The following is a 12496-nucleotide window of genomic DNA, read 5'->3' on the forward strand; positions in this document are numbered from 1 at the left end:
GATCTTCGTGGGGCCCGCATGATGACGACGGCGGCACGGTCGCCGCGCGTCGCCGTCGTGGGTGCTGCCGGGTGGGCAGGTTCCCGTCATGCCCGGGCATTCGCCAAGGTGGGCGCGGATGTTACCTACCTTGTGGAGAAAGACGAGCGGGCGGCGTCGTTGGCCCGTGAGCTGGGAGCGCAGATGGTGCCCGGTATCACGGAGCTTCCTTCTGATGATCTTGACCTGGTCGTCGTCGCGTTGCCCACCACTTTGCAGCCGGCCATCTGTGCCGATCTGCTGAACCGGGGATTTCGGGTGCTGACGGAGAAGCCGGTGGCGGCCGATGCCGATGGTGCAGCCATCATGGCCGCAGCTTCGGGAGTGAACCTACGGCTGATGGTGGGTTACACACTTCACCAGCATCCGGCCGTCCCACTTCTCTCCCAGTGGGTCAGAGACAACGACGTGATCGCTGTAAACGTTCGATCAGTCGCGCACAAAGAGAACATCGACTCATGGCGTGCTGATCCGAAAGAGGGTGGCGTCGCTGTTGTGAATGGCATTCATGCCATTGAACTGGTTTCGTCGTGGTTCGAGGGTGACCCGAAAGTCGTGGCAGCCAGCGCAAGCAGCAATCTGTATGGGACTGCGGTACCGGAACACGTCGTTTCCACACTCGAATTCCCCTCTGGAGTGGTGTTCTCCTTGCAGAGCTACTGGTCTCCCTGGCAGGAACCCCAAGGGCTGAACCAGGGGGATTGGAGCCTCAGCATTGATGTTCTGGCCACTGGCGGCCGGATGGTGTGGTCAAACGATTCCCTGCACGTGTGGGACCGCGACGGCGGACACCAGCAGAAGCACTTCGCGCCGTCCGACCTTTTCCTCCGCCAAGCCGAAGCTGCCCTGAGGTTCTGTAAAGGTGACACGCCTCCGGTGACATTCGCCCAAGCGCTTCGCGCCACTGAAATCGCCGATGCGGTCAGGATAGCGGCTGCCTCGGCCGCCGGGGAGGTACCAGCCTCCTAAGCGTCATCAAAACCGAACACACGACAACCGGCAGACCCGTGCAGTATCGAGTTAGGAAGAACATGAAACAAGCACCTCACGCCCTGAACACAGGAGCATTGGAGTCAAGCTACGGCCAGAGCGGAGAAAACCGATGAGCCTCACAGACCAGGTAGTTCTGGTAACCGGATCAAGCGGAGGAATCGGCAATGCTGCGGTCAGCGCATTCATAGCCGCAGGTGCCATGGTCATCGGTGCCGACCGTTCGCCCAAAGAGGACCAGTCCCTGGAGGCGTTTTACCCCCTCGACATCACCTCGGAAGAACAATGCGCAACAGTCATACATGACATCGAGGTCAAATACGGCCGTGTCGATGTCCTCGTGCACGCCGCCGGAGTGCTTGGTCCCACCCCGGACATCTTGGAAACAACCACCGAAGAGTTCGACTCCATCTTGAGGATCAACGCCACCGCGACCTTCACGATGGTCCGGGAGACCGCCAAATCCATGCTTGCGACCGGCACAGCCGGCGCCATTGTGGTTCTTTCCTCTGTTGCGGCCAAAGAATCACGCCTCAACTACCTGCCCTACAACGCGAGCAAGCTCGCCGTCCTTCACATCATGTGGTCCTTTGCCGAACTGCTCGGACCCAACGGCATCTCCGTGAATGCGATCGCACCAGGACCGGTAAACACACCCATGTGGGCGCAATTTGCCCGGGACTCCGGCCCGGACGCAGCAGCAAACCGAGCGAAGCGGGCAGCGCAGCTGCCGATGCGCCGGTTCGCCGAACCCGATGAAGTTGCTCGGGCCATCCTGTTCCTTTCAGATCCCGACAACCGCTACATCACGGGGGTGTCCTTGGATGTGGCCGGCGGGGCACATCTGGGAATAGGAACCTAAGCAATTCAGCAATCAGCGGCGAGTCCTCGCTATCTACCAAGGAGACACATCATGCGACATCATCACACTGCCCTGCACGTCACGGATATGGAGCGCAGCGAGCGTTTCTATGTGGACGGCCTCGGACTGGAGCGTTTGGATGCGTGGACGTCGGGACCATACATCGGCGACCTTTATGGCCGTCCCGACGTTAAAGTCAGGGCCATGCTTCTCGGTACCCGTGACGGATCGTTTCGGCTGGAACTCGCCCATGCAGAGCCGCTGCTGCCTGCCGTCAACCCATCGGAGGCACAGCCGGGCACGGCCCACCTTGCCTTTACAGATATTGATGTTCGGCAGGTTTACGCCAGGATGACGGCGCTTGGTTACGGAGCGGTTTCTGAACCCGTTGCGCCGAGTTCAGGCCCCATTGCAGGCGGGTGGCTGGTTTACCTCCTGGATCCTGACGGAAATCGCGTGGAACTGATTCAGCCGCCGGACTGGCGCTCGGGCGAGGAGTCATAAGTCGCTCGCTCAGCTGGTGGGTGGGCAGGTTTCATCCTGCTCACCCACAGTGCACACAGGAACTTCCGTTGTAGCCCAATGCAGGCCCCGTGAGCCGTCGGAAACGGTCACGGGGCCTGCATTCTGTGTTGTTGGAGAGTGCGGCTGAACGGTTGCTCCAGCTACCCCTTGACACCACCGGACGTCATGCCTGCAACAAACCAGCGTTGAAATGCCAGGAAGATCGCAAGAACAGGGACGAAGGCAACCACAATGAATGCGGCGAAGAGTCCCCAGAAGCTGCCGAAACCAGTGGTTATGTAACGCACTATGCCGTTTTGCACGGTCTTCATGTCTTCCGTGGTGGCCAGGACGGTGCCCACCAGGAAGTCATTCCAAACAAATACGAAGATGAAGATGGCCACCGCGGCGATGCCCGGACGGATGAGCGGAAGGATGATGCGCCACAGGATTTGCATGCGGGAGCAGCCATCAATTGCTGCCGCTTCCTCGATTTCGACGGGTATGTTCTCGATGAAATTGCGCAGAAACAGGATGGTTTGTCCACAGATGATTGCGGTGTAGACGACGATCATCATGGGGTAAGTGTTGATCAATGCCGTTTTGACAAACATGGAGTACAGCGCGATAAAGACGACGATCGCCGGGACCATGGACAGGACCAGAATCCCTGTCATCAGAGTTTCCATGCGGCGACTCCGGTACCTGGTGGCCACATACGCTGCAGGGATGCAAATGACCAGGGCGAGGACGATGGAGCCGCCGGCGTAGATGAGGGAGTTTGCGAAGAAGCGGAAGTTGGTCGACGTCAGAAGACCAACATAGCCTTCGGATGAGAATGGGGCAGGTATCCACCGTGGGGGGAATTCCAGTGTGCCCGAAGCGGTCTTGAGCGACGTCGACACAATCCAGGCTACTGGCGGGAGTACCACTGCGGCCGAAAGTATGATGTACGTCCAGGCCGGAACGGCCCGAAGCAAATTGCCTATGCGTCGCTGGCGGCGAGGGGTTGTGGTGCTCACAGGCTTTCCTTCCGTCGGAAGCGAATGGCGACGAGAGTCAGGGCGATGTTGACGGCGAAAAGCAGGATTGCCGTTGCCGAGGCTCCGGAGAGATCGAATTTGTCGAACATTTGGTTGTAAACCCGCATGGACAAAGTTTCCGTAGAGCCGATGGGACCTCCTCTGGTGGTGACCAGGATGATGGTGACCATCTGCACGTAGAGCATGAGGAGAACCACTACGACCGACACTATGGTGTTTCGCAAGTAGGGCAGGGTTATGTTGACGAACTGGTGCCAGATGCCGCCTCCGTCCATTTTGAGGCTTTCGCGGAGCTCCTCAGGAATTGTTTGAAGGGCGCCCAGGAAAAGGAGCATGGCTTGAGGGTAGGACCACCAAGCCGTCATCAACGTAACTGCAACGAGGGCGCTGGCAGGTGACGAAAACACATCGGTTGGCCCGAATCCGAGGGACTTGGTAATAGCTGAGGCAGGACCGTAATTGGGATTGAGGAACCACAGCCAGATTGTTCCTGCAGTGGCCTGGGACATCAGCCAAGGCAGCAGAAAGAGGCTCCGGACCGAACGTGTGAAGCGGTGGAGGTTGTTGAGCACGATTGCAGACAGAAGTCCCGCGGGCAGGGCTATCACCAATGCACCAAGCGAGAAAACCAACGTCGTCCAGATGCGGCTCGGCAAGTCTGAATCCGAGAACAGTCGAACAAAGGAATTGAGACCGGAGAATTTGCCGATCTGGTAATAGGACGTCTCGTGAAGGGCCGTCCACGCTGTGTAGATGAGCGGTCCCACAAAGACGAAGAGGAAGACGGCGCTGACGGGGAGGACGTAGAGCCATACCATTCGATCCCTACGGGCACGGCGGGAAACCTGGGTGCTTGAGGGTGATGCCACGGCATTGCGTTGGCTGCGGGTGGGGCTTTCTGTTGACATTTTCTGTTCCTTCCGAGGGGAGCCTGATGTCTCAGGCCCCCCTGGTATGGGGCGGCTACTTCTTGTTGGCCGCATCCTGGGCGGAACGAATGAAGTCGTTGCCTGATGAACCGTTCAGCGTCAGCTTCTGCCCGGCTTGGGAGAGGCCAGTGGCAAGCGCTGTCCATGTGTTGGAATACGTGCGTGGTTCACTGTTGGTCTTGACGTAGGCTGCGATGTCGTTGACGGTCTTTGCTTCGGGAGTGGAGAAGAACGGTTGCTCGTAGGTGGCCGCACGTGTGGGTACCTCGCCTCCGGTTGCCATCAGGGCGCCCGCTTCCGGCCCGGTCATGTACTCGATGAACTTCCAGGCGGCCTCAGTGTTCTTGCTGCCATTGCCTATGCCCAGGGTCCACCCAATGGTGGTACCTGTCGTATCGCCGGTACTGGCTTTAGGCAAGGCTGTCCACTTGAGGTCCTTGTTCTGGGAGCCGAAAGAAACCGCCCGTTCGGTGCCCAAAACTGCCATGGCGACGGTGCCGCTCGCCATGCCATCAGCTACGGTGCCGTACGTGTCTGATACGACGTTGCTACCCAGGGCCTTGGCATCCCTGAGCTTGGCGAGGAAGTTGCCAAATTCGTTGCCTTTGTCCGTCGCGAAATCCGCTTGTCCATCTTTGTTCCAGATTTCCTGGTCAACCTGTGACATGAAGCAGTTGAAGAAGGTGCTGACGATCGCCGAGTTGTCCGTGTCGGAGAAACCGGTGCCGAAGCCGGTATAACCAGCGGCAGCGGCTTTCTTGGCAACTTCAACAACCTCGTCGTAGGTGGTGGGAACGGTCGCGCCGATCTGGTTCAGGATCTTTTCGTTGTAGTAAAGGGCACAGGTTCGGTACTCGTAAGGCACGGCGACGGGTTTACCGTCTGGGCCAGCAAGAGTGTCGGTTGGACGCAGCCAGTCGGTCACCTTTGAAGCAGAATCAGGCAGCGGGGAGTAGACGCCGGCAGAGGCCATCTGGGGAACGACTGGAGTGAACATCTTGAAGACGTCGGGGGCCTGGCCTGCTGCCGCGGCTTGAGGCAGTCTGTTCAACATGTCGCCCAGGGAAACAACGGAGAGGTTGATCTTGATGTCCGGGTTTGCCGCCTCAAATTTGGCAATGTTCTCCTTCAAGGCCTTTGACCGGGGGTTGGCCTGGCTGGGATCGAGGAAGTCCCAATAGTTCAGCGTCACGGGCCCCTGGGGTTCCGAGGCTGAGGGCGAGCAGCCACTGAGGGCAAGGCTGGCTACGACGGCTGTTACGAGCGCCAAGCCCCATCGCTTTTTGATCATGAATTTCTCCTGTGAACGGGTTTGCTGATGCGGGAGCATGCCGTGCTCAAGCGACGCGTGCTAAATGCGGACAACAACGGTCGGGAGAAGTCGATTTGATCATCAAATCTCTCCTTTGAGATCGGTTGCATTTTACGAACTAGCAGTGAGATCGGTTGCTGAGATCGGTTGCACTAAATTTAGAGCCGACGGATGACTCTGTCAAGGAAAGATTTGAGATGGGTGCCAAGGCGCCGAAAGTTCGTGAGCAGGCGGGGCTGCATGCCACCTTAAGTGGCCTGCCCAGGACGGACATGGCCCTCGCTGAAGGATGCATGCCCGCCCATGGCGATAGGTGTTCAGACCTGACCCCAAGGCCACAAGGGCTGGGAGCCAGAGTCTGCAGATGGACGATATCGGGCGGGACTCTGTCGTCCCCCCGGTCGAAGTGGACTACTTGCGCTGCTTCTCCAGCGCCCGCCCCAGCCTTGCTGCCGCTTCCTCAAGTTTCGGGGCCGCAACATCGCCGTAGGCCAGGCGCAGGTGCCGGTCAGCGTCGGTTCCGGGTCCTGAGGGGAAGAACGAACCCCGCTGGTATTCCACGCCCTCGGCGCTTGCGTCCGCAGCAAGCCGGTCCGGATCCACCGAGGGATCCGCCAGTTTTGGCCAGAGGAACAGCCCGCCGTCGGGAAGGACGGTTTCAAAGGCTCCCGGCGCCTCGCGGTGCAACGCCGCAACAAGCCTTTCCGCACGGTTTCGGTACAGCTCCCGGGCCCGGTTCAGGGTCGCGTCGAAGATTCCGGGATCTGCGGTCACCAGTTCTCCAATGATCGCCTGGACCAGCGTGGAGCTGTGGGAATCCTGCCTGCTGCGCAAAGCAACCAGGTCGCGTGAGAGTCGCTCCGGTGCCACAGTCCAGCCGAGGCGCAGTCCCGGCCCCAGCGTCTTGGTGAAGGTGTTGATGTGGAGGACATGATCCGAGCTGTTGAATTCCTCAACGCTTTCCTGCGCGCCGGCAAAGCGAAGCTCACGGTAGGGGTTGTCGGCCAGGATCACGAAGCCGTAATGCTCAGCCAGCCGGACCAGTTCCTTTCGAGCCTCTCCGGGCAGGGTTCCTTGGGAAGGATTGTGGAAGTCCGGAACCGTGTAGAGGGCTGACGGGCGGGCACCTGCGCGAAGTTGGTCTGAGAGGTGGTCGATGTCGAGGCCGTGGGGTCCCACGAAAACCGGCAAGGTTCGGGCATCGGACAACTGAAGCCCCCGCAGGAACAACGGGAAGATCGGGTTATCCACCGCCACCAGGTCACCGCGTTCCACCACCGACTGGATCGCAAGGGAGAGGCCGTGGAAGCCTCCGTTGGTGATCAGGATCCGGTCCACCGCAACGCCTTCGCGTTCGGCGATCCATTCACGCAGCGGGGAGATGCCCTCTGTCCGCGAGTATTGAAGTGCCGGAACGCCGGGCTTGGCCAGCACCCGGGCGGTGGCGGCGGCCAGTTCCTCCGTGGGGAGGACACTGGGGTCGGGGATGCCACCCAGGAGTTCGATGGCATCTGCCCTGCGGTCCCGGAGCGTTTGGTCCCCGAATCCCTTCGGAGCGGTGAAGGCCTCGATCAGTGCGGGGCGGCGGGTGGTTGTCAGGGGCTGGGTGCTCATGCTGTGGCCTTCGCTGGTTGTTTGGCTTCCGCGGCAATCCCGCCCAGTGCCGCTGCTGGAGTGGCCAAGGGGATCGAGTCGAGGAGTGCACGGGTATAGGTATGTTGGGGCCGCGAGAAGATGTCCTCCACAGCTCCGGCTTCCACCACCTGTCCCTTTCGCAGGACAGAAACTGTGTCTGCTACTTGCCTGACGAGGGCCAGATCGTGCGAGACGAACAGGTAGGTAAGGCCCAGTTCGCGTTGCAGCTTGGACAGCAGCTCAAGGATTCCTGCCTGGACGCTCACGTCCAGTGCGGATGTCGGTTCGTCCAAAACCACGACGTCGGGCCTCACCACCAGCGCGCGGGCGATCGCCACCCGCTGGCGTTGGCCGCCGGACAAATGTGCAGGCCGGCGGGAGGCTACATCGGTTGGCAGCCCTACAGATGCCAAGGCTTCTTCCACCCGCCGGGCACGCTCCGGCTTGGTCCCTACACCAAACTGGTCCAGCGGCTCACGGACGATCCGGCCTACGCGCCAGGTGGGGTCCAGGGAGGTGAAGGGGTTTTGGTAAACGAGTTGGAGGTGCCTGCGGATGTCGCGCACTTCGGCGCGGGACCTGCCCGACGTCGATTGGCCGGCTACAGAGATTCGCCCACTGTCAGGCTGTTCAAGGCCCAGCAGCAAACGCACGGCGGTGGTTTTGCCGGAGCCGGATTCGCCAACGAGTGCGTGCGTCCGTCCGCGTTCCACGGCGAAGGACACACCGTCGCAGGCGAGGACGTCTTTCCCGCCTGCGGAGAAGCGCTTGGTCACTCCTTGGACATCAATCTGGAGTCCCGTTGACCGTGAGGCAACAGCGGCAGGGCGGAAGACGACGTCGTGCGTTGGCTCTGCTGCAAAGACAGTGCGCTGGGCGCGGTACCGGTCCGGATGAAGTGCTGGGACGTCCGCCTGAAGGCTGCGGGCGTAATCCGTTTGCGGCGCGGTAAAAATATCCCGCGATGAGCCGCTTTCCTGCACGGCGCCGTCTTTGAGCACCACCAGGGAATCGGCGCGTTCGGCCGCGATGGCAAGGTCGTGCGTAATCAGGAGCAGGCTGATGTCCAACTCCTGGCGGAGCTCGGTGAGCATATCCAGGATCAGTTTTTGCACGGTGACGTCCAAGGCGGACGTGGGTTCGTCGGCAACGATCAGCGAGGGGCGGGGCAGCACAGTGAGCGCGATCAGTACGCGTTGAAGCATCCCGCCGGAGAGTTGGTGGGGGTAAGAGTCGTACACCCGTACCGGATCGGGCAGGCCCACTTGCTCCAGGACATCCAGGATCCTGGCGCGGCGGACAGCTGGGTCGGTTTCACCCAGCAGCGCTGCAGCTTCATGCGCTTGGGCGCCTATGGTCCGGACCGGGTTCAGTGCCGAGGCGGGATCCTGTGGGATGAACCCGAGTTCGCGGCCGCGCAGTGGACGGAACTGCTTCTCCGGCAGACCCAGAACGTCGCGGCCGTTCAGTGCCACACGGCCAGTCGCTGTTGCTTCGCCGTGGGGGAGTAAGCGCAGGATGGCTTTGGCGATGGTGGATTTGCCCGAACCGGATTCGCCGATCAGCGCCAGGCTCTCGCCTTGAGCCAGTGAGAACGAGACGTCATGAACGACGACGGTGGGGCCGTAAGCGATCGACAAGCCTTCCACGGTAAGCAGGTCAGCTGACACGTTGGTGTCCTTTCGGGTTTTCACTTGGCGTTCCGCAACCAGCGGCTGATGCGGTTCACGGACAGGACGGTGATCACGATGACCAAAGCCGGCGCGTACACGAGCCAAGGGGCCGTCACGTAGGTTTTGCCCGAGGCGACCAGCAGTCCCCAATCCGAGGCCGGGGGTGGATCGCCATAGCCGAGGAAGGCCAGTGAGGCGATGATCAGAATGGACGTGCCGAACTGCAGGACCGCCAGGACCAGTACCGAGCGGTACGCGTTGGGCAGGACATGTCCCAGCAGCGCGTGCAGCCGGTTCCCGCCCTGAAGATAGGACGCTTCAACGTAGGTGGCGCCGCGGACGCGCATCACTTCTGCCCGCATCAGCCGGGCAAAGACCGCGACGGCGGACACTCCGGTGGCTATAGCGGCGTTGATGGTCTGGAAACCCAGCGAGCTGACGATGACCACGGCAAGGAGGAAGCCGGGGATGGCCAGCAGGACATCGACGAAGCGGCCCAGGACAGCATCCACCCAGCCGCCGCGGAACCCGCTGGCCAGGCCGATGATGCTGCCGATCACCAGACCGATGAGCACAGCCACCAGCGCACTTGTTACTGACGACGCGGTTCCGTGAACCACCCGGGCGTATTGATCGCGGCCAAGGTAGTCCGTGCCGAACCAGTGGGCGGCGCTTGGTGCGGCCAACTTGCTGGCGGTATCGCCCGTGACGGGGCTCAACGAAGTGAACAGGCCCGGGACCAGTGACCACAGGATCACCACCAGGACTACGGCGAAGGATAGGAGGACGGTTGCCGGCGGCAGGCCGGCGGTCAATTTCCTGGGCGTCGATCCGAGGTCGCGTAGCTGTGTGTTGCTGAGGATGGCAGTCATGCGCCCACCTTCTCCTTGAGTTTGGTTTCCCGGAGTTTCACGCGTGGATCCAGCAGCGGGGACGCAAGGTCAGCCACCAGGTTCACGGCAACAAAGACCACGGCAGAGAGGGAAACCACTGCTTGGAGGACTGGTTGGTCCTCACCGGTCACGGCTTTCTGGACTACTGTGCCGATTCCATCCCGGCCGAAGATGGTCTCCGTAATGACCGAACCACCCAGCAGTTCGCCCACGATGAGTGCCACCATGGCCACCGACGGCAGGGCCGAGGGCTTGACCAGATGCTTGGCGAAGAGCCTGGCTTCGGACAGGCCCCGGGAACGGGCAACCAGGGCGTACTCCTGCCGGGATTCGTGGTCCAGGCTGGCTATGAGGACTTCGGCCAAGGGGGCTGAGACCGGAATGGCCAAGGTGATGGCGGCGAACAGTGTTGCCACCGGGCTGTGGGGGTCTGTGGTGGTGAACGAGTGCAGCCGGAAGGCGAAGAACTCGATCAGTATCAGGCCGATTACGAAGTTGGGCACCGACAGGAAGAACGACGGGATGGAGCGGACAATGGCCGCCCACTTGCCGGGCAGGTACTGAGCGCCGTAGGCAATGGCCACGGCGAAAATGATGGCGATCAACAGGGCGGTAGTTGCAAGTGTGAGGGTGGACGGCAACGCATCGCCGACGATCTGGGACACCGGGAGGTTGGACTGCAACGAAAATCCCAGTTCGCCGGTCAGGAACCGCCCCAGGGACAGCAGCAACTGGACGATAACCGGTTGATCGAGGCCATAGAAAGCAACGATCCGCTGGATGTCCTCCTCGCTCAGGCCGTGCTGGGGGTCCCTGAGCGTATTGGTGATTGCATCGCCTGGAAGCACGCTGATGATCAGGAACGTGAACACATAGGCGAGAAGCACGACGACGATCGCCTGGCCTGCGCGCGTCAGGGCAAAGCGCCTGTAGTCGCCTGTCACTGTGAAATCCAGGCGGTGTAGAAGTTGGCGTAGGCCAGGCCGTTGTACTGGACATCCTTGATCTTGGGGCTGATCAGGTACAGCCTCTGGACCAGCTGGTTAAGCGGGATGAAGTAGCCCTGCTCCAGAACGTACTGCTGCAGCTGGTCGGCAACCTTTTCCCGGGAGGCCCGGTCCGAGGCAGTGGCGATCGCGGTGGAAAGATCGTTCAGCTTCTGGTCGCTGGTACCAAGTCCGAACCAGTCTTCACCCTTGTTCTGGCTGGTCAGGACTCCGGCCACCGTTCCGACGTCGACGAAGCTGCGCGAGGTTTGGAACAGCGGCGGCTTGCTGGCCTGCACTGCCGCGTAGCCGGCGACGTCCACCACCTTGAGGTTGACCTTGATACCCACCTTCTTGAGCTGCTGGGCGATGAGCTCATCCTCAGCTTTGGTGGAGGGCACGTACGGGTTGGGTGTCAGAGTGAATTCGAGAGTCTTGCCGTCCTTGGAACGGTAACCATCCGATCCAGTTGCCCAGCCGGCGTCGTCGAGGATTTTGTTGGCCTTATCGGCATCGAACTTGAAGGTATCGCTGAACTCGCCGGCTTCCGGAACGTTGCCTTGAATGAAGGTGGTGGCGGCGTTCCAATCGCTGGTATAGACGGTCTTGAGGATCTCGTCGCGGTCGATGCCGTGCTGGATGGCCTTGCGGACGGCGGGATCGTTGGTGGGGAAGGCCTGCGTGTTGACCTGGAAGCCGTCCACGAAGCCCAGGTAACGCGGCGTTCCCACGGTGAAGCCCTGTGCTTTGAGTGACTCGATCTCCTGGGGCTCCACGTTGAAGGCAACGTCAGCCTGTCCCGAGACCACGGTGGATGTCCGGACCGAGGTGTCCTTGATGACCTTGTAGGTGATGGTGTCCAAGCGTGCCGGACCGGTGTGACCGAGCGCAGCCGGTCCCCAGTTGTAGTCCTTGCGCTTCTCCAGGACGTAGCTGTCACCCTGTTTCCAGGACTTGACCACGAACGGTCCGCTGCCGATCTCCTGGCTGAGGTCCGCCTGGGCCTCGACAGGGAGCGCGAGTGTCTTCGGGGAGAGCAGGATGCAGCCGTGATAGGCCAGCGTGGCGATGAAGCCGAGCGACGGGGAGGAGAAGGAAACCTTGACGGTAACTGCGTCAGTGGCCTCGGCGGAGACGAAGTTGCTGGACGGGAACAGGCCCACCTTGCTGACGCCGCGCGTGGAGTCTCCCTTTGCCCAGGCGTTGAGGTTGGCGACAACCGCGGCTGCGTCCACCGGAGCGCCGTCGGAGAACGTGACGCCCTGCTTCAGGTGGATGACGAAATCCTTGGCCCCATTGAGTTCCTCCCAGCTCTCAGCCACCCACGGGCTCAGTTCGCCCTTTTCATTGACGTACACCAGCTTGTCCGTGATCTGGCCCCACAGGTTGCCCTCATAGCTGGAGATCGACGTCTTGCTGGAAACCCAGCCGGTGTCGTAGCCCTGGATGAGGAAGGTGATGTTGCCTCCGTCCACCGGGGTGGTGGAACCGGTGCCGGTGCTGGCGTTTGTGCCGCCGCACGCCGTGACGAGAGCAGAAGTGGACAGCGCGCCGAGGCCGGCGAGGAAGGCCCGCCTGCGGAACTCGGGGGTGTTAAAGGTAGTCATGGGGTCGCTCCTGATGCGTATGG

General features: G+C 61.1%; 11 protein-coding genes. 3 read left to right on the forward strand and 8 right to left on the reverse strand.

Annotated features, from left to right (window positions below; translation table 11 throughout):
- Positions 1-18: 18 nt before the first annotated feature.
- The 3 genes from IEY62_RS10365 (at position 19) to IEY62_RS10375 (ending at position 2395) form a co-directional block, all read left to right on the forward strand.
- Positions 19-1008, forward strand: coding sequence for a Gfo/Idh/MocA family protein (locus IEY62_RS10365; protein WP_229785199.1), 990 nt, complete (start codon positions 19-21; stop codon positions 1006-1008).
- A gap of 133 nt (positions 1009-1141) precedes the next feature.
- Positions 1142-1891 carry an SDR family NAD(P)-dependent oxidoreductase gene (locus tag IEY62_RS10370; protein ID WP_189017035.1) on the forward strand — a complete coding sequence of 250 codons (750 nt, stop codon included), beginning with the start codon at positions 1142-1144 and terminating at the stop codon, positions 1889-1891.
- 51 nt (positions 1892-1942) lie between these two features.
- Positions 1943-2395, forward strand: coding sequence for a VOC family protein (locus tag IEY62_RS10375; RefSeq protein ID WP_189017038.1), 453 nt, complete (start codon positions 1943-1945; stop codon positions 2393-2395).
- Positions 2396-2556: 161 nt separating this feature from the next.
- Here the strand turns inward: IEY62_RS10375 and IEY62_RS10380 are convergent, their stop codons facing one another.
- From IEY62_RS10380 to IEY62_RS10415, 8 genes are all read right to left on the reverse strand, one after another.
- Positions 2557-3417: a carbohydrate ABC transporter permease gene (locus IEY62_RS10380; protein ID WP_189017041.1), complete on the reverse strand. Its 861-nt coding sequence runs from the start codon at positions 3415-3417 to the stop codon at positions 2557-2559.
- Positions 3414-4346, reverse strand: coding sequence for a carbohydrate ABC transporter permease (locus IEY62_RS10385; RefSeq protein ID WP_229785200.1), 933 nt, complete (start codon positions 4344-4346; stop codon positions 3414-3416). The genes IEY62_RS10380 and IEY62_RS10385 overlap by 4 nt, the downstream gene beginning before the upstream one ends.
- Before the next feature lie 55 nt (positions 4347-4401).
- The gene (locus IEY62_RS10390; RefSeq protein ID WP_229785201.1) at positions 4402-5658 is read right to left on the reverse strand and encodes an ABC transporter substrate-binding protein; all 1257 of its coding nucleotides are present in this window, start codon (positions 5656-5658) and stop codon (positions 4402-4404) included.
- A 432-nt stretch (positions 5659-6090) separates the two neighbouring features.
- Positions 6091-7293 (reverse strand): aminotransferase-like domain-containing protein, encoded by a 1203-nt coding sequence (locus IEY62_RS10395; protein WP_189017047.1) that lies wholly within the window; start codon positions 7291-7293, stop codon positions 6091-6093.
- Positions 7290-8984 (reverse strand): dipeptide ABC transporter ATP-binding protein, encoded by a 1695-nt coding sequence (locus IEY62_RS10400; RefSeq protein ID WP_229785202.1) that lies wholly within the window; start codon positions 8982-8984, stop codon positions 7290-7292. Before IEY62_RS10400 ends, IEY62_RS10395 begins: the two co-directional genes overlap by 4 nt.
- A gap of 20 nt (positions 8985-9004) precedes the next feature.
- A complete protein-coding gene (locus IEY62_RS10405; RefSeq protein WP_189017050.1) occupies positions 9005-9859 on the reverse strand; it encodes an ABC transporter permease in 855 nt (284 codons plus the stop codon).
- On the reverse strand, positions 9856-10824 hold the full coding sequence (locus IEY62_RS10410) for an ABC transporter permease (protein WP_189017053.1): 969 nt from the start codon (positions 10822-10824) through the stop codon (positions 9856-9858). Before IEY62_RS10410 ends, IEY62_RS10405 begins: the two co-directional genes overlap by 4 nt.
- The gene (locus IEY62_RS10415; protein WP_189017057.1) at positions 10821-12473 is read right to left on the reverse strand and encodes an ABC transporter substrate-binding protein; all 1653 of its coding nucleotides are present in this window, start codon (positions 12471-12473) and stop codon (positions 10821-10823) included. The genes IEY62_RS10410 and IEY62_RS10415 overlap by 4 nt, the downstream gene beginning before the upstream one ends.
- Positions 12474-12496: the final 23 nt, after the last annotated feature.

Source organism: Paenarthrobacter histidinolovorans (assembly GCF_014647595.1).
GTDB lineage: Bacteria > Actinomycetota > Actinomycetes > Actinomycetales > Micrococcaceae > Arthrobacter > Arthrobacter histidinolovorans.